Origin of the sequence: Shewanella sp. LZH-2, assembly GCF_016859145.1 — a bacterium.
Taxonomy (GTDB): domain Bacteria; phylum Pseudomonadota; class Gammaproteobacteria; order Enterobacterales; family Shewanellaceae; genus Shewanella; species Shewanella xiamenensis.
The window spans coordinates 3252333-3270978 of record NZ_CP069350.1; the positions used below are offsets into that span (position 1 = coordinate 3252333).

The 18646-nt window shown below is 45.9% G+C and carries 16 protein-coding genes; 12 read left to right on the forward strand and 4 right to left on the reverse strand.

The features are described 5' to 3' along the window. The first annotated feature begins 9 nt into the window (after positions 1–9). The 5 genes from JM642_RS14310 (at position 10) to JM642_RS14330 (ending at position 5110) form a co-directional block, all read left to right on the forward strand. The gene (locus JM642_RS14310; protein WP_037425478.1) at positions 10–420 is read left to right on the forward strand and encodes a phosphate ABC transporter substrate-binding protein; all 411 of its coding nucleotides are present in this window, start codon (positions 10–12) and stop codon (positions 418–420) included. 44 nt (positions 421–464) lie between these two features. Continuing rightward, positions 465–2084: a methyl-accepting chemotaxis protein gene (locus tag JM642_RS14315; RefSeq protein WP_203432048.1), complete on the forward strand. Its 1620-nt coding sequence runs from the start codon at positions 465–467 to the stop codon at positions 2082–2084. 623 nt (positions 2085–2707) lie between these two features. Continuing rightward, on the forward strand, positions 2708–3091 hold the full coding sequence (locus JM642_RS14320; RefSeq protein ID WP_055647334.1) for a RidA family protein: 384 nt from the start codon (positions 2708–2710) through the stop codon (positions 3089–3091). A gap of 22 nt (positions 3092–3113) precedes the next feature. Beyond that, positions 3114–4388: an L-serine ammonia-lyase, iron-sulfur-dependent, subunit alpha gene (locus JM642_RS14325; protein ID WP_099457715.1), complete on the forward strand. Its 1275-nt coding sequence runs from the start codon at positions 3114–3116 to the stop codon at positions 4386–4388. A gap of 41 nt (positions 4389–4429) precedes the next feature. Then, positions 4430–5110, forward strand: coding sequence for a PAS domain-containing protein (locus tag JM642_RS14330; RefSeq protein WP_203433828.1), 681 nt, complete (start codon positions 4430–4432; stop codon positions 5108–5110). A 56-nt stretch (positions 5111–5166) separates the two neighbouring features. On the opposite strand, the gene JM642_RS14335 is transcribed toward JM642_RS14330, so the two are convergent. Further along, complete coding sequence (locus JM642_RS14335) at positions 5167–6741, reverse strand: hypothetical protein (RefSeq protein WP_203432049.1); 1575 nt, start codon at positions 6739–6741, stop codon at positions 5167–5169. A 203-nt stretch (positions 6742–6944) separates the two neighbouring features. Next, positions 6945–7859 carry a DUF368 domain-containing protein gene (locus JM642_RS14340; RefSeq protein WP_172589853.1) on the reverse strand — a complete coding sequence of 305 codons (915 nt, stop codon included), beginning with the start codon at positions 7857–7859 and terminating at the stop codon, positions 6945–6947. A gap of 237 nt (positions 7860–8096) precedes the next feature. Between JM642_RS14340 and JM642_RS14345 the strand changes: the two genes are divergently transcribed. From JM642_RS14345 to JM642_RS14360, 4 genes are all read left to right on the forward strand, one after another. After that, positions 8097–8588 (forward strand): hotdog fold domain-containing protein, encoded by a 492-nt coding sequence (locus tag JM642_RS14345; protein ID WP_037415749.1) that lies wholly within the window; start codon positions 8097–8099, stop codon positions 8586–8588. 111 nt (positions 8589–8699) lie between these two features. Continuing rightward, a complete protein-coding gene (locus JM642_RS14350; RefSeq protein ID WP_088585881.1) occupies positions 8700–9137 on the forward strand; it encodes a nucleoside deaminase in 438 nt (145 codons plus the stop codon). 135 nt (positions 9138–9272) lie between these two features. Next, on the forward strand, positions 9273–10475 hold the full coding sequence (locus JM642_RS14355) for a DUF418 domain-containing protein (RefSeq protein WP_203432050.1): 1203 nt from the start codon (positions 9273–9275) through the stop codon (positions 10473–10475). Between the two features lie 89 nt (positions 10476–10564). Further along, positions 10565–10915, forward strand: coding sequence for a DUF1294 domain-containing protein (locus tag JM642_RS14360; protein ID WP_047534924.1), 351 nt, complete (start codon positions 10565–10567; stop codon positions 10913–10915). 221 nt (positions 10916–11136) lie between these two features. Here the strand turns inward: JM642_RS14360 and JM642_RS14365 are convergent, their stop codons facing one another. After that, on the reverse strand, positions 11137–12468 hold the full coding sequence (locus tag JM642_RS14365; protein ID WP_203432051.1) for a short-chain fatty acid transporter: 1332 nt from the start codon (positions 12466–12468) through the stop codon (positions 11137–11139). Positions 12469–12689: 221 nt separating this feature from the next. Between JM642_RS14365 and JM642_RS14370 the strand changes: the two genes are divergently transcribed. Then, positions 12690–13160: an FKBP-type peptidyl-prolyl cis-trans isomerase gene (locus JM642_RS14370; protein ID WP_037415735.1), complete on the forward strand. Its 471-nt coding sequence runs from the start codon at positions 12690–12692 to the stop codon at positions 13158–13160. A gap of 60 nt (positions 13161–13220) precedes the next feature. On the opposite strand, the gene JM642_RS14375 is transcribed toward JM642_RS14370, so the two are convergent. Next, the gene (locus JM642_RS14375) at positions 13221–14015 is read right to left on the reverse strand and encodes an ROK family protein (RefSeq protein WP_037415724.1); all 795 of its coding nucleotides are present in this window, start codon (positions 14013–14015) and stop codon (positions 13221–13223) included. Positions 14016–14376: 361 nt separating this feature from the next. Between JM642_RS14375 and JM642_RS14380 the strand changes: the two genes are divergently transcribed. Both JM642_RS14380 and JM642_RS14385 read left to right on the forward strand, forming a co-directional pair. Further along, positions 14377–16194, forward strand: coding sequence for an aminopeptidase P family protein (locus tag JM642_RS14380; protein ID WP_203432052.1), 1818 nt, complete (start codon positions 14377–14379; stop codon positions 16192–16194). Positions 16195–16817: 623 nt separating this feature from the next. Beyond that, on the forward strand, positions 16818–18386 hold the full coding sequence (locus tag JM642_RS14385; protein WP_203432053.1) for a PAS domain-containing methyl-accepting chemotaxis protein: 1569 nt from the start codon (positions 16818–16820) through the stop codon (positions 18384–18386). Positions 18387–18646 lie beyond the last annotated feature (260 nt).

Here is an 18646-nt window from a genome sequence, read left to right on the forward strand (position 1 = left end):
GAGAGAGACATGAAAAAATTACTTTGCTCAATCCTACTTAGCTTAGTATCAATGCCCATTTGGGCAGGCGTGGTGGTAATTGTTCATCCGAGCAATGGCGATACTATTGATCAAAAAGCGATAGAAAACATTTATCTAGGAAAAACAAAAACCTTCCCTAACGGTGCCTCCGCTGTTCCAGTGAATTTGGACAGTGCCGTACCATTAAGGGAAACCTTTGACTCAAAAGTCTTAGGTAAATCATCGAGTCAACTCAAATCCTATTGGTCACAAAAAGTATTTACCGGTAAAGGAACACCGCCCAAAGAAGTCACTAGTGGGGCAGAAATGATTAAACTTGTTTCTTCAAACCCCAATATTATTGGCTATATTGATAGTAGTGAGGCCAATGATTCGGTCAAAGTGGTTGCCGAATTTTAAGTTGGTGTGCCGGAGTATACTCCGGCACCTTTTGGGGGCTGATAATGAATTTTTTTAACAACGTTTCTATTTTTAAAAAAGTTGGCGCAATTTTTATTTTAGCTGTCGTTATATTCACATTAAATTTAAGCATTAGTGTTATTTCAATTAATAAAAATCGCGCAACGCTTAATTATATGGAGCAACAAGTTTATCAAAGAGTAGAGTTAGCCAATCAAAACGTATTTTTTGTGCAACGACTCGATGAACTTTATACCCAATCGGTTTCCTTTGCAGATGAAGATTTATTGACCAACGCGGAAAATATGTACGAGTCAGTTCGTAAGAATCTACAACAGCTTGATAGCGTTGATCCCTCGCAGGCAACTCAGTTAAACGGCTTATCTAATAAACTCACCCGCTACAATGACATGACGCTAAAGCTAGCTAAAGGCATGCTGGCTGGGACTATCGATATGGCAAATATTGGCCAAATCAGCCAAGAAAAGTCCCAAGCCTTTGAAGCGGTTCTCAATGAGGTACAAGCCTACAAACAGAGTAAAATCATTGAGTTTAAACAAGCGATCAAAGAAGCCGCAGACAGATCGGAGCAAAGCCTGTGGCTAACTGTGTCCTCTGGTATTGCATTACTTATCGTGATGTTTATTGTGACCATTGCAATTGCTCGCTCGATTAGCTCCGCCGCCCATAGCGTTGCCCGCTCGCTTGAAGAACTCGCTGATGGCAAAGGGGATTTAAATCATCAACTCACTGTTTCTGGCACTGATGAGTTAGGCCAAGTTTCCAGCAACTTCAATCGATTTCTAAGATTACTTGCCGATTCCATCCTACAAGTAGTGAACGTAACAGACCCGCTGTTAGAGAGTTCACATTCGTTAAAACAGCGGATGGAAGATGCGACTAAAGCGACTCAGCAACAGAGCCAAGATGCCAGTGCAGTGCAAGTTTCAATGGAGGATATGCGTCATTCCGTGATTGAAATATCGCAAAATGCTCGACAAGCCGCCAGTGCCGCCCAAGTTGCCGAAAAAGAAGCCATGCAAGGCATGAATGTGGTGCAACGAACCATAGATATCTCCCAAGATCTCAACAAAGGAATTCAAGTTGCTTCAAATTCTATCAATGAGTTAGCTAGAGATACTGAAAATGTCACCTCAATTTTAAATGTGATTACCTCGATTGCAGAACAAACCAATCTGTTAGCGCTAAACGCCGCGATTGAGGCCGCACGTGCGGGTGAACAAGGCCGAGGTTTCGCGGTCGTCGCCGATGAGGTGCGCGCCCTAGCCTCTAAAACCGCCGATGCAACTACTGAAATCCGTCAAGTATTACAAAATCTTAAAACCGCCGCGGTTTCTTCCGTTAATACCATGAATGCCGCCTTAACCAAATCCTCAGAAAATGAAACCAACGCGAAAAATACTGGCCTCGCCTTAAAATCAATCCAAGAGCAAATCGTCAGTATTAATGGAATGAACACGAATATTGCTTCTGCAACCGAAGAACAAGCTTCTGTCGCCTCTCTCGTTGTAAATAATGTGGTTAGTATGAATGCTTCCTTTGACGAAACCTTACAGATTTTGTCACAGGTGCGAAATGTGTCGGAAGGCTTAGTCGATTTTGCCGATGAACTGAAGAATGCGACTTCGCAGTTTAAGCTTTAGCTTGATTCACACACCTTCAAACAAATTTTGAGGGTGTGCTCATTTCTCGGGCGTATGGAATGTTTCGATGTTCGTTATGGCAAGATCGTGCTCGTGAAACAAGGAATAACGCCTAGTTATTCTACTTCAATGTCGAGCAGCTCTTATGACAAAATGTAAGAGTAAGCGTTTGCCAGAAGACACCAAGCTCGGATAAATAAATGTATATCAAACAGCTTATTGCAATGATAACTACGTTCAATGGACTTGCAATAAGCTCACGATTGACGCGTAAACTCACCTTGTAGTGGTCAACTAAATTTGGCAACAGCTTTAGAATCTAGCCAAAATCTTCGCTCGGATTCATTTGGGCTTAATCCTCTTAATACTATTAATCCTATTAACCAGAGTTAAAGCTAACAAGGGTATTACCGAGTCATAAAACCGCTATCTAATGCAAATTCATTTGAGTCAAAGCCAAGTTGAGTGTTTCCAACAGTAGCAGCCACAAAACATAACAATCTGATATAGCTAAATAAAAAATACAAAAACTTTCTATGGATACAAAAATATTTGCAATAACGATTGCTCTATCGCCAAAAAATGCAAATAATGTTGCAAATTTAGACTTTGGTGATTCAATCATGAAAAGCATTATTCACGCAGAACACGCGCCTCTGGCCATTGGCCCTTATTCCCACGGCACTCGCTGTAACAACCTTATTTTTACCTCAGGACAACTGCCAGTATGCAAAGACAAAGGTGGCGTGGTTGATGGCGGCATCAGCGAGCAATCGGTGCAATGCCTTGAGAATCTAAAATACGTGCTCGAAGCTGGCGGCGGCAGCATTGAAACCGTACTTAAAACCACTTGTTACTTAAGCGAAATCAGTGATTTTGCCGCTTTTAACGACGTTTATAAAACCTATTTTAAAACCGACTGCCCAGCGCGCAGCTGTTTTGCGGTGAAGGATCTCCCACTGGGTGTCAAAGTGGAAATCGAAGCCATCGCCCACGTTAACGATTAAGCATCTGTAAGGTTGTAGCCCGATGAAACCCCAATGGCAGCAGTATATTCACATCATCAACCAAGTTGTTAAACCTGCTTTAGGCTGCACAGAGCCGATTGCCGCAGCTTACGCGGCGGCGGTTGCACGCACATTGTTGACTGGTGATCCAGACGCAATTGCAGTGCAGGTCTCTGATAATCTGTATAAAAACTCAATGGGCGTCTATGTGCCTGGAACAGGTAAAATAGGTCTTGCAATTGCCGCCGCCGCTGGCGCACTTGCGGGCAATGCCGATGCGGGCTTAGAAGTCCTTGCCAGCGTCACCCCAGAGCAAGTGGCGCAAGCACAAACCCTTATTGATGCGGGTAAAGTAAAAGTCGAGCGTACCGCGACCGATGAATTTATCTATTGCTGTGTGACCTTAACCGCGGGTGAACAAGAAGCCATGGTGAAAATCTGCGGCGGCCATACTTTAATAGCCGAGAAGCGCTTAAATGGTGAGTTAGTATTTACCGCCGATAACGCCCAAGCCAAGGCTACAGGCTCAATCTGCGACGGCGTCGATATCAATATTGAATCGATTTACCACTTCGCCCAAGAAGTCCCCTTCGAAGAAATCCAATTTATCCTTAAAGCCTCTGAGTTAAATAGCAAATTATCCGATGAAGGTATGTCCAAACCCTATGGATTAGAAGTCGGCCGCACCATGAAAAACGGTATTGCCGCGGGGATTATTGGCGAAGACCTACTCAATAAAATTGTGATGCTAACTGCGGCAGCTTCCGATGCGCGTATGGGCGGCGCTAATCTGCCCGCCATGAGCAATTTAGGCAGTGGTAACCAAGGGATTGCGGCCACGATTCCGGTAGTGATCACCGCTCAGTGTTATAAAGTCAGTGAAGAAAAACTGGCGCGCGCCTTAATTATGAGCCACTTAGGGGCGATTTATATTAAGTCACACTACCCGCCATTATCGGCATTTTGTGGCAATACGGTCACCAGCGCCGCCGCCTCTATGGCGATGGTGTATTTAGCAGGCGGCAGTTTCGAGCAATCCTGCTTTGCGATTCAAAACGTTATCAGCGACAGCTCGGGTATGGTCTGTGATGGTGCGAAAGCCTCCTGCGCTATGAAGGTCAGTACCTCATCGAGTGCGGCGGTGCGCTCCTTCTTAATGGCGCTCAACAGCCAAAACGTTTCTGGGCAAGGCATCATTGCCAAAGATGTTGAGAAGACCATCAAAAACATTGGCAGAATGGTCCTTAATGGTATGTCATCAACGGATGTCACCATTATTAACATCATGTCAGAGTAAGACGGTTATTCCTGAGAGGCTTCTGAATAAAGGCTAACATGATGAAATTACATGACTTAACCCAAAGCGATCTGGATATACTCAAGTCCATCGAAAATATCGTCGATGGGATTGCCGCCATGTATGGCCAGCATACAGAGGTAGTGCTGCACAGCTTAGATGCTAAGCATCCTTCGGTGGTCAAAATTGCCAATGGTCATATAACCGGGCGAGAAGTTGGCGCGCCGATTACCAATCTTGCGATACAAAAACTAAAATCGGAACAAGATATTTCTAACGCTTACCTGACAAAATGTGCCAACGGTAAAACACTCCGATCAACCACCACCATTATCCGCAATAGCAAAGATCAACCGATTGGATTGCTCTGTATCAACACGGATATGGATGCCCCATTGCAATCAGTCCTGCGCACTATGATGCCAGAACAACTGTTTAGCAATGAGCAGACCCATTCACCCGAAGTATTCGCACGCAATATTGATGAGGCGCTACATAGTGCGATTGACAGTGTGAACCACGAAGTTCGTGCTAACGCTGCGATTTCACCTTCGCAAAAAAGTCGCGAAATCGTCAATCAACTCCATGAATTAGGAATTTTTGAACTCAAGGATAGCGCCCAAGTAGCCGCTACTCGGTTGGGGATTTCAGTGCATTCCATTTACCGCTATTTGCGTGAAATCAAAGCCAATCAAGCTGAAAACGACAAAGCCTCAGCCTAAAATAAAGGGCTAAGATCTAATAACCTTAGCCCTTGCGTTTTAGTATTTTGCGCTCATTATTGCGAGGCTTGTCCGCTCAAGCCCATCATATTCCATGCCTGTACCGTGCCATCGGCCATTAACGCAATGGCATCAAACAAATTGCTTCGAATCTCACGCATTTGACTCAAATCAACGGCTTGCTTATCTAACGTCATCGCAGGCTCTTCACCCATCCATACAGCAATGGAACCATCTTGGCGTTTAACCGTAAACCCAAAGCCTGTCGGGAAAATATCCGATGCTTGAGTGATTTGAGTTTTAGGTCCAGAGTGACCATCAACCACGGTGCCATCCTGTTTTAAAAAGGCAAACTCCCGCTCATAGGTCACCACCTTGTCCACCTGCGGGATTTCTTGATAACGTGGTTGATGCTGTCCCAAGTCCCAACCTTCCCAAGCAACGGCTGTATTATCCCGACGTAGCGCGACAAATCCCTCATCAAAGGGATAAACCTTATCAATGTTTTGCAACTTTTCCTGTATGACTGACGTATCGGCACCATTGAATTTACTGCCCCATACGTACAGTTGACGACTAATGGTTAGAGCGGCAAACGCACCACGATTTGCATAAATATCAATCACTTTATTAGCGCGACTTGTGGTAGATAAACGCGCTGGAAACGCGGCATGATACTCAGTCAATTCGCCCTCACCCCACGAATATACGCTGCCATCAGCCAGCAGTGCCGCAAACCCATGATCGGTGTTAACAACTTTCACAGCAGGCGCTAATTGGCTAAGTTTGGCTAATTGTTCACGGCCTTTTTGCTCATCGCTGGGCCCGCCCCAAGACACTAATTTCCCTGTCGCTGTCCTCGCGGTAAAGGCATTATCATTAGCATAGAGCAAATCGACATGGGTAAGTTCAGAGGCTACGTGACGACTATCGCCGCCATAATCGGCGCCCCCCCAAGAGACTACAGTTCCATCTTGCTTTAAGGCAGCAAAGGCACCTTTGTTAATCAACACTGTGTCAATATTGGTCATAGCAGGCGCGGCATATTGCCCCGAGATCAGTTCGGCAGGCGTTGAATCCAAGTTAGACCAACTCACTACACTGCCATCTTGTTTGATGGCCGCATACAGCACCTCTCCCAACACAAAAGAACGAACACCTGTCAGCACTTGCTTCATAGCCATTCCCCAAGGAATAAGCTTTCCGTCATGGGTTAAGGCCGCAAAACCACAGCTATCCTCTGCCGCATATAGGTGTTTTACATTGACCAGAGGCTCGGCGGCATTATTGATATCGCCGCCACAGTCAGGCTCGCCCCATGCCACCACAGTGCCATCTTGCTTGAGCGCCGCAAATGCACTGAGATTACTGTAGATTTGACTCACTTGGGCTAACTGAGCGGGCATCGGGATTTTGGGCGAATCGTCAACCAGCTCAAGGTTGTTCGGGGTGGAAGTGACAACATTATTCACGGCGGTTGATGGCCGATGAGCTAAGATCGTGTCAGAAATTTGCTGCTTTAATTCAGGTGATATTTCAGAATCTTGTTTATCAATGAGTAAGTTAACTACATGACCTAAAGCAAAAATTGCTAGCGCCACACCAACCCAGGGAACCTGTTTTTTTTCCACAACTATATCCTTATCGTAACGACAAACTCTCACTGAGTTTAAACGGATGCACAACATCGATGGCTGAGCACTCACTATAATTGGGCGATTGTAACTAAAGAACGAGCAAAATGACATTGCCCTAAAGTCGAGATATTCCATCGCCCTTAAAACAGAAAAGCAGCGATATTCGCTGCTTTTATTCACATCATCCACAGAATTAGCTAATCCCGTTTACCAACCTTTTCTAAGCCCGACACTAAGGCAATCGCCGCTAACATGCACACAATAGCAAATAAGAGTTGTGAGGGCTGGCCAGTCACTTGCTCAAAATTAAGTGGCGAAATATTTTGTTCCAGCAAAGGCACTTGCTCGCCATGGGAGTTGGTCTGCCAGGTTAAGGTTTGTTTCCAAGGCCAAATTTTGCCTAAGGTACCAAGCATCAATCCGGTTAAAAACACGATAGTGGCATCATGGTATTTACGTAGCAGCGCCGACAATAAATGGCTAAATGTCAGTAACCCCATTACGGCCCCCACAGCAAAACACGCTAGAATATCCAGTTGAATATTTTTCGCCGCAGCTAATACAACGGGATATAAGCCGAGCAATAATAAGATAAAACTGCCCGAAATCCCGGGTAACACCATGGCACAAATCGCAATCGCACCGCCAAAGAAGATATTTAAGTAACTGGCTTCCACCGACACAGGATTAAGCACAGTAATTGCCCAAGCCACTAACACACCAAGCGCAAATAAACCTAAACGCGCCAGCGTAAAGCCACTCACCTGCTTGAGCATATGCACAACCGAGATAATGATTAAGCCGAAGAAGAACGACCAAATCGGAATGGGATGCGCCACCAGCAACCACGAAATCAGCTTAGCGAAGCTAAAAATACTGGTCAGGATCCCCGCCAATAGACTAACTAAAAATCCACCATTGATATGTATAAAAGCGCCTTTTAGCCCCTGCGACTTAATCACACCCCAAAGGGATGGATTGATGCGCTTAACGCTTTCAAGCAAGGTATCAAGAATGCCAGTAATGAAGGCGATGGTGCCGCCCGAAACCCCTGGCACCACATCGGCGGCGCCCATGGCCATGCCCTTAAAATAGGTCAGCAAATATTTCAATGTAAGTCCTTGTTGCTAAATCAATATGTGGTGTCATTGATGACAAATTTGTCGTGATTATACGGTGTTAGCCTAAAAACAGCGAAATGAAGTTTACTTAATTCAGCCGACTGGCAATTATTGTTACCTCAATGTTACACTCATCCGACCAGAAAAAGATAACCGCGCCACTAAGACCTAACATCATCATTGGCCAAAGATTATCCCCCTTAGTTTGCACTCCGATGAAGGATAAACATGAGTACTCACGAAGAAACCCGTACCAAACCGAACAAGGTGCTTGCGCTTTACCACAAGACCCAAGGTTTACCCTTTGGCCAAAAAATCTTCTCAATGATGGTGTCACGTATGGCGCCTTATTTTGGCACCATCAAACCACTGATCACTGAATTGCGCCTTAACTACTGTTCATGTTTAATAAAAAAACGTCATGCTGTTCATAACCATATAAAAACGGTGCACGTGATTGCAATTTGTAATGGCCTAGAAATGGCAATGGGCGTGATGGCCGAAGCCTCAATACCCGCCCATTTACGCTGGATCCCTAAGGGCATGAGTGTGGATTACACCGCCAAAGCGGGCAGCGATATTTTGTGTGTGGCTGAAGTCACGCCAGAGCAATGGGCCCCCGGCGATATGCTGGTGCCCGTAACCGCCTACGACACTCAAGGCGTCGTGGTCGTGAAGGGGCATATCAAATTATGGATTTCAGAAAAGCCGCAAAAATAAGTTAACGCCACCGAGCCAAGGTTAATCGTCAAGCAAGATAACAAGTTAAGTTGTCTTGCCCAAACCTTACGGACTGCTATGCTAAGCAAAACAATCTAACAGGGGGACAACATGGATGAATTTTTACAGGCCGCCATTGATGAAGCCAAACAAGGATTAGCCGAAGGCGGTATCCCCATTGGCTCAGTATTAGTGATTGACGGTAAAATTGTCGCCCGCGGGCATAATAAACGCGTGCAGCAAGGCAGCGCCGTGTTACACGCTGAGATGGATTGCCTCGAAAACGCTGGCAGATTGACCGCCGCCGATTATCAAAAGGCCACGCTCTATTCAACCCTCTCCCCCTGCGATATGTGCAGTGGCGCAATTTTACTCTACGGCATCCCTAAGGTAGTGGTCGGTGAAAATGTCACTTTTCAAGGGCCGGAAGCCTATGTACAGTCCCGCGGAGTCGACGTAACTGTGGTAGATAATCACGAGTGCAAGCAGTTAATGCGCGATTTTATCGCCGCCAAGCCACAGCTATGGAACGAAGATATTGGTGAATAGCAACGCTGTTTGTAGCTCTTATCGAATGGCTCAGCAGTGATATACCTTAAGCACCAGTTCGGCGAAGGCCTCGTACCATAAAATTGAACGGAGCTGAGCTCCGACTCGGTTTACCCCATTTCGTGTAGAGAAAGGATGCCTACTATCAAACCTATCACTCAAGCTGCTAAAGATCCTTGGGCAAATCCCTCAAAGGCGAATCACACTCACGATCACTCGATCCCAAGTACTCGCAATGCCAACCTCGATGCGATTCGGGGCTTAGCCGTCTTGGGGATATTTTTTATGAATATCTATTTTATGGGGATAAGTTTTTATGGCTATGCGCCCCATCAAATCCCCTTACTTTCAGACCAAATCCTCCAAAGCATTAGCAATTTCTTTATTGAAGGGCGCTTTATCAGCCTATTTTCTATCCTTTTTGGTGTTGGGCTTTATATTCAATTTCAGCGATTTAGCAACAAGGGCTTGGCCGCTTATTCGCTGCTAAGCTCACGCTTGAAATGGTTGATTGTCTTTGGCCTGCTCCACGGCATCATTATCTGGCCCGGTGATATTTTACTGACCTATGGGGTCAGTGGATTTTTAGCACTTTGTTACCGTGATGCCAGCATCGACGAGTTAAAACGTAAGGCCAATATTTTTATTTTCATTGCCTTAGTGATGATCAGCTTAATAGCGCTTAGCGGCAGTGACGAACTGTTTACCCGCGAATCAGCACTTTTTGCCGAGCAATATAACGCTTGGACAGCAAGTTACCCTAACCAACTGCTGCTGCATTTAATTCAAGTTGGCTATATGGCGCTCGTGATCCCTTTTACCTTAATGTGGTTTACGGCAGGCTTAATGTTGCTGGGGATGGCACTCTATCAACAAGGCATCTTTGAACAGGGTTTTGACCGTAACACCTTACTCAAACTCGCTTTAGCCACCTTAGTGTTATCCTCCATGGATACCCTATTAGGCTTAACCGAAAACCCCATACTGGTGATGTTTTCAGACATTCTAGTCATGCTGAGTGCTATCCCGATGGCGCTGATTTATATCCATATAGTGGTTTATATCTGCCAAAACCGCTCGACCGTGCTAAAGCCACTGCAAAATGTCGGCAAACTCGCCTTTAGCCTTTATATTCTGCAATCTATCGTTGGCGTATTTATCTTTCGCCACTTTGCCCCTGAGTTACTGTTAACCCTCAATAGAGGCGGTTATATGGCAATAGCCTTGGGTTATTCGCTACTGCAATTGCTGCTTGCGAGTGTATATTTACGCTACTTTAAGCAAGGGCCGCTCGAAAAACTCTGGCGCCACCTTGCCTTTAAATCCATTCGTCCCTAGCACCAGAACAAATGAACAACAAAAAAACGACTCACACCCGCTCGCCCCGCGCCTCAAAGCCGAGAGTGATTCACAGCAAGGCGAGTTCGATGCCATTGTTATTAGCGCTGGTCTTTCTCGCCATGTTAATTGGCGCGGCTTGGTGGCATATGCTGCCAGTCGCGATTGCTGGTTTATATTTGGCGCTGAGTGTATGCACTTTTTTCACCTACGCCGTTGATAAATCAGCCGCTAAAAGAGGTAAATGGCGCACCAAAGAAAGTACTTTGCACCTGATGTCGCTGATGGGCGGCTGGCCCGGTGCACTTTTTGCCCAGCACCTTCTACGCCATAAATCAGTAAAAACGGCCTTTCGTAAACTGTTTTGGCTAACGGTAGTAACCAACTTGGCCTTGCTGGGTTATGGGCTCCAAACCGGAGTGATGGATAGATTGATTTAAAGCGCGCATATCCAATCAACCTGAAATCCCCAATCAACCTGAAGATACGAATGTCAGAGTGCCTACAAGTTGTAGAGCCCTTAGGGACGCCAATTCAAGGCTCATACATAACAAAATGTCGGCCAAATTTGGAATTGACACAATACCGAAGTCGCAATGAAAAAATTAGCCCCGTTAACTGTTACTACTTTTAACGGGGAAATTTTGAGCTATATCAGTACTTAAAACCAGCTTAGGGCAATACTGATAATGACCCCTGTGATAATCAACTGCATTAAACAGAATCCCATGATATCCCGCGCCTTTAATCCGGCGATGGCCAGCACAGGTAGAGCCCAGAAAGGCTGAATAAGATTGGTCCATGCATCACCCCAAGCCACCGCCATAGCAACACGTGCCACATCGGCGCCCAAAGCTTCGGCAGCTGGCAACATAATCGGCGCCTGCACCGCCCATTGTCCGCCGCCCGAAGGCACAAAAATGTTCACAATGCCTGCGCTGATAAAGCTCCAAAATGGCAGGCTTTCTGCGCTGGCGATGGCTACAAATCCTTCGGAGATACTTTGGGCTAAACCCGATTGCATCATCACCGCCATAATGCCTGCGTAGAAGGGGAACTGAATCACAATGCCCGCGCCGCCTTTAATCGCTTCGTTAAGACTCAGCAATAAACTGCGTGGCGTTTGATGCAGCACTATGGCGAGGAATAAAAATAAAAAGTTGACTAGGTTTAGGTTTAAGCTGCCGCCCTGCACAGCAAAGTAATAGCCTAAATATACCAGCCCTGCCCCACCCACACTCCAGCCCAGTAAACGGCTGTTTTCTAATGTATCTGCGGGACGAGTAATAGCGTTTGGCGCATGTCCTGTGTTGCTCTCTTCACTACTCACATCTTCAAGCGCCTTAGGGTCGATATAAATGCTGTCTTTTTCTTCTGGCAACATAAAACGGTTTACCAGTGGCATCACCACAAATAAAACCAACACTAACAGCAAGTTAAAACTGGCAAAAATGGTCTCACTGGTAGGGATAATGCCAATTTGTGATTCTGAGAAATGCCCCGCAGTGGCAATGGTTAACGGAATAGACCCCGCCAAGCCGCCGTGCCAAACCACAAAACCCGAGTACGCACTGGCAACCAATAAACGGTAATCCACTCGTACCTTACGGGCCAACGCCTTGGCAAATAACGCGCCGACTACCAAACCAAAGCCCCAGTTAATCCAACTGGCAGCCAGAGAAACCAGCGTCACTAAGATAATCGCCTGCGGCGCAGACTTAGCGAGTCCGGCGATGGCATCGAGCAATTTTTTTATCGGTGGTGAGCTGGCGAGCATAAATCCCGCCACCAGCACTAACAGCATCTGCATCGAAAAACTCAGCAGTGCCCAAAAGCCATCGCCCCAGTAACTGATAACGTCCATGGGTGTTTTTTGCTCGGCGACCACGGCCGAAATCATCACGACTAACGTGAGAAGTAAGACAAAAATATAGGGATCGGGTAAATAACGGTCGACAAGCTTGACCAACGGTTTTGCGGCTTTGGTTAACATAGGACTATCCTTGTTTATTCTTCTTATCTGTTTTTATTGAGTTTTTATAGAGTCTAATGCCACAGGTTAAGCGATATCTAAAGCTGGATAAAGCCTTCGGATGCTTTTAAAGCGTGAGAAAATGTAACGCGAATCATCCACGGCTACGCGCACGAACATCGCTAGCCTCTCACGCTAAAAAACTGATAACATAGCCAAAATTGACTAAGGTGTTCCTTAAAATGAAAATGTTACTTGCCGTTGTTGTGATTGCTGGGGTGATTTTTTACTTCTTTACCTCGATGAATAACCAAAAAGCGGCCCAAGAAAATATCCGTTTAGGTAATGAATTTTTAGCACAAAATAAGACCAAAGAAGGTGTACTCAGCACAGCCTCAGGTTTGCAATATCAGGTGTTAAATCAAGGCTCAGGCACTGTTCATCCCAAGGCGAGCGATACAGTGACCGTGCATTACCATGGCACTTTGATCGACGGTACCGTATTTGATAGCTCGGTCGAGCGCGGTGAGCCCATTGCCTTCCCGTTGGATCGGGTGATTAAAGGTTGGACCGAAGGCGTGCAACTGATGGTCGAAGGCGATAAATATCGCTTCTTTATTCCAAGTGAGCTTGCCTACGGCAATCGTAGCACAGGCAAAATTGGCGGTGGTTCGGTACTGATTTTTGATGTTGAACTGTTGAAGATAAATTAATTTCTGCATTAAAAACAAAGCCCTGCATTGCAGGGCTTTGTTTATTGCTATATCCGCTGTTTACGAATCAGCTTTATCCGAAAAATCCCTTGCCAAGATCACTGATAAACCACGGCAAACCAAGGTTTCCATATCATCGACGCGATTAATCTTCATTTCGGCTAATGGCGCACTCAAGGCCATGCGTCTTAAACTGTCCAGACATCCTTTATAGTAAGGCGCACTGTTCATCATGCCGCCCGCTAACCAGATCCGATTAGGATTAAAGAGATTTACCGCCCATGCGAGTCCCATACCAAGATAAGTACCTGCACGGTATACATCATCGGCAGTAGAAATCTTCCGACTACGGATAGAATCACCACTGGCAAGCTGCTCTAAAGTGAACTCCCCCGATTCTGTCATCACTCGGCAATGCCCTAACTCACCAGCGACGCCAGTTGCACCGGTGTACGCTTTGCCGTTAAAGGCAATCGACATACCGATACCGGTGCCACACATGACTAACAACTCACAGGCATATTTTTCGTCACAGGTTGCCTGCATGCCCGCATCGATATCATTACAGATAAACTTAAGCTGACCTTGGGTTTTCAAGGTATCAAAACTCAACCCATTTAAACCGGGCAAGGATTTACAAGATACCAAACGATTCTGTTGTACAAGCCCTGGTACAGCGATCGCTAAATGGTAATGCTGTAAATCATAATCCCGTTCCAACGCCGCGATTTGATTATTTAAGTCTTCAATTTTAAAGCCTTCACCCGTGGGGATTTTATATTGTTCTGTATGCCCCTTGAGTTGAAGTTCGAACAGGGCTTTGCTACCGCCCACGTCTATTGTTAATGTTTGCATCGCCAACTCCACTGATACATGTGCTCCCCTCTGACCCCGAGCGGAGATGGCGAATGTTAGCATAATGGGTCAATATTAGCGATTGAATAAAACTTAAGTAGCTAATTTGTAAGAATTAGTCATGATTCCAGAGTGATTCAGATAACAATTCAATTTGATTATTAGCGAGAGATCACAGCCATTTTCATCACAAAATGTTGCCTAAAAAACAAAATTGTATACAAAATCCTTTATTCCATACCTTGCAACTTCGTTGCTGAGCTTGCGATAATCGCAGTCAATTTGCATCCTTTTCGCCAGCATTACCCATGATAATTTGGCAGCCTACCTTTGTAGCCCATGCCATCAATTTGGAGCCCCTATGTCGTTACCTTCGTCGTCACAACCATTGCAATCAAATAAGATTGCCAACCGTCTTGCCGCCATTCGTAGCGAGCTAGCAAACGCCAACTTAGACGCCTTTATTATTCCGCGCGCCGATGAGTATTTAGGCGAATATGTGCCAGAGCACAACGAGCGTCTTTATTGGGCGACGGATTTTACCGGTTCAGCCGGCATGGCCATTGTCCTAAAAGACAAAGCCGCCATTTTTACCGATGGTCGTTATACGGTACAAGTGCGTTTACAGGTCGATGCAAACCTCTTTAGCTATGAAAGCCTGACAGACACTCCGCAAATCGAATGGTTATGCGACACGTTACCCGCAGGTTCACGTGTCGGATTTGATGCCCGTTTACACACCTTAGCCTGGTTTGAAAACGCCAAAGCGACGTTAGCGAAAGCCCAAATCGAACTGGTTGCCGTCGAACAGAATCCGATTGATAAGCACTGGCAAAATCGACCTGCACCGTCGAGCGCAGCTATCACCTTATTTAGTAATGAAAGTGCGGGTAAGACCAGCCTGCAAAAACGGACCGAGATTGGCGCACTAGTCAAAAAAGCCGGCGCCGATGTCGCGCTGATCGCTGCTTTGGATTCTTTCTGCTGGCTGCTCAATATCCGTGGCAACGACGTGCCGCGTCTGCCTGTAGTGCTCGGCTGCGCGCTACTTCACGCCAATGGTGATATGCAGCTGTTTACCGATTTGAGCAAACTCCCTGAAGGCATTGAGGAACACGTTGGAGCGGGTGTGAGCTTTAACAGTGAAGCCGCCCTTGCCGATACCTTGGCAAGTTTGCAGGGCGTGAAACTGCTGGCCGATCCCAACTCTGCTAACGCTTGGGCGCAAAATCTCGCCCGCGATGCTGGCGCCAAATTGATTGCCGGTATCGACCCAGTCTCTCTGCCTAAAGCCCAAAAAAATGCCGCCGAATTAGCAGGTATGCGCGCCAGCCATATCCGTGATGGTGTAGCCGTAAGTCGTTTTCTTGCATGGCTCGATGCCGAAGTCGTGGCTAATCGTCTGCACGATGAAGCCACTCTTGCCGACAAGTTAGAGAGTTTCCGTCTCGAAGATCCCAAGTATCGCGAGCCAAGCTTCGACACTATCTCCGCCGCTGGCGCCAATGCGGCCATGTGTCACTATAACCATAACAATGGCACGCCTGCGATGATGACGATGAACAGCATCTACTTAGTGGATTCTGGCGCTCAATATCTGGACGGCACCACGGATGTCACCCGCACCATCGCCATTGGCGAAGTAAGTGATGAACAGAAAAAGATGGTGACACTGGTACTTAAAGGCCATATCGCCTTAGATCAAGCCCGCTACCCTAAAGGCACGACAGGCCAACAACTCGATGCTTTTGCCCGCCAACATCTGTGGCAACATGGGTTTGATTACGACCACGGCACAGGCCATGGCGTCGGCCATTTCCTGAGTGTGCATGAAGGCCCACAGCGCATCGGTAAAAATCTTAATGCTATCGCCTTAATGCCTGGCATGGTGTTATCAAATGAGCCAGGTTATTACCGCGCCGACAGTTTTGGTATTCGCCTCGAAAATCTAGTGGTAGTGCAGCATTGCGAAGCCTTAAAGGGCGCCGAGCGTGAAATGTATGAATTCGATGCCCTAACGCTGATCCCAATTGATGCTCGCCTTATCGATAAGAGCCTGTTAACCCAAGGCGAAATCGACTGGTTTAATGCTTACCATCAGAAAGTGTTTAATACCCTGTCGCCTTTGATGTCTGGCACTGAACTAGAGTGGCTCACACAGGCGACAAAAGCTATTTAATGACTCATCGTTAAAACCCCTCGTAACTAGATAAACCCAAGACACACTGTCTTGGGTTTATTGTTTTAGAGTATTGAAGCTACACCATTTTAGGTTTGTGCGTCAGTAAACCGCAGATCATCATGTAATACCAACAACATTAGATATCTCATCAATTCGGACTATCACTGGTATTTCAATCCAAGGTGCATTGACGCGACTTCCTTTTAAGTCAATGCACCATGTGGGCACAATGCCTGTGAGGCTCACAAAGGACGACGAATATTCACTATATAAAGCGCTTTATGCACTGACGTTGGCTTGTATAAACCCTCTCCCTATTGCTTCAAAACAACCTTATTAACCTGACAAAAACCGCTAATACTAAAGTAGATATCACACTAAATATGCCGATGAACAGGATAAACACTCGTTTAAATAGCAATAAAAAACTAATATTTTTAAAAAGTTAGAAAAATAAAAATGCATTACTTTTCTTATGGATAATGCTAAAAACCACTCTCCAATATCCACACAAAAATGATACCATTATCACATAATTAGCCAGCTCCCATGAGAGTCGGCACAAGCTTTAGCATTACATTTACCCTAATCATAATATCGGCCCAGAATGGACACACGAAATGAGCCAGAGTAACCCTAGTCACAATAAAATCAGTAACAACCATCATCACGCACAAGAGATCCGCCTCACTCCTCAAGACGAATTGATATCCACCACAGATACCCGCGGGATTATTACTTATGTTAATCAACGATTTGCCGAAGTATCAGGATACAGTGCCGAAGAATTAATTGGGCATCAGCATAACAAAGTACGTCATCCCGATATGCCTAGTGCCGCTTTTAAAGAGATGTGGCAAAAACTAAAATCCGGCCAATCTTGGCGTGGCATAGTTAAAAATCGCTGTAAAAATGGCGATTTTTATTGGGTTGATGCCTTTGTTTCTCCCGTGTTTGAGAATGGCACAATTGTTGGTTATCAGTCGGTTCGTCTGCAACCGCAGGCAGCCTATGTCACTAGAGCAACAGCTATTTACCGCAGGTTATTGGACAATAAATCCATTACTAAGCCACTTAGTTTAATGCAAAAACGTGTTGTCTCTGCTGTAGTTGCATCGACAGGATTATTAATTGCGGGTTACCTTTGGGGTTGGGGAGTGATTATCGCTGGCGCGATTTTAATGGGCCTTAACTTAGCTATCTTCTACGATGAAGCCTTTCGTATTCCGGCCAAGTTGATTGATATGCAAACAAAATACGATTCTATAAGTCGCTACATCTACTCGGGAGCTGACACCTCATCGATTCTCGATTTTCAATTGATTTTATCACAAGCCAAGATGAATGGCGTACTCGGCCGCACTCAAGATCAAGCCAATCAATTGCATGCGATAGCCGATCAACTTGTGGTTACCACTGAACAAACCTATGCCAGCCTAGATCAAGAGAAAAATCAGCTCGAGCAACTAGCAAGTGCAATGGAAGAAATGAGTTCGACGATTACCGAAGTTGCTCAAAACACTCAACGAACCTCAACCAGCATTAATACCGCCTATGATCTCTGCCTAAAAAGCAGCGCGAATATGAAGGCTAATACCCAAAAGGTCGAACAGCTGGCTAAATCCGTCGCCGATGCCGCTAATAATGCCAATCTGCTTAATCAAGAAGCTGAACGAGTTGCCAGTGCCATGGGTGAGATTGATTCTATTGCTGAGCAAACTAACCTGCTCGCCCTCAATGCCGCCATTGAAGCCGCGAGAGCGGGTGAACAAGGGCGCGGCTTTGCGGTGGTGGCCGATGAAGTGCGCGCCCTATCGAGCCGCACTCAGTTATCGACCAACAGTATTTCGCAGAGTGTCGATAAGATGTTCAGCATGTTAAATGCGTGGGCAAAAGAAATGGAGCAAAGCCGCCAACATGCAGAGCAATGCGCTAACGACATTCAAATCTCCGCCGAAAACGTCAACACCATTTACCAAGAAGTCAGCGAGATCCACACCTTTGCACAGCAAAATGCGGTGGCCGCCGATCAGCAGCGCCAAGTGGTGCATGAAATCACCAACAATATTCATTTCATCACCCAAAGCAGCAGTGAAAACCTCGCGGCAACGCATCAGATTGGTGATGCCGCCAATCATTTAAAACACAGCGCTGAAAAAGCACTTGGCCTACGCCGCGCCTTTGGCTAGCTGTAATGCCGCGCGATTGTCGACACACAATAGCGCGGCATCCTTTATCCAAGCCAATCCACGCATTAAGTTAATCCTCTGATTATCAGCAAAACAGCAGCAATATCGTTATAAACGGCCAAAGGGTTAAAAAGTACAGGTTTTAACCGAAAATTTTGCTATACTCCGCGCCCGCCATTTTTCTAACCGCTAAGCGTTAGAAAGGCACAAACAAGTGCGTTAACGTTCGCCCATGGCAGAATACTTTGCTGTAAAAGTGT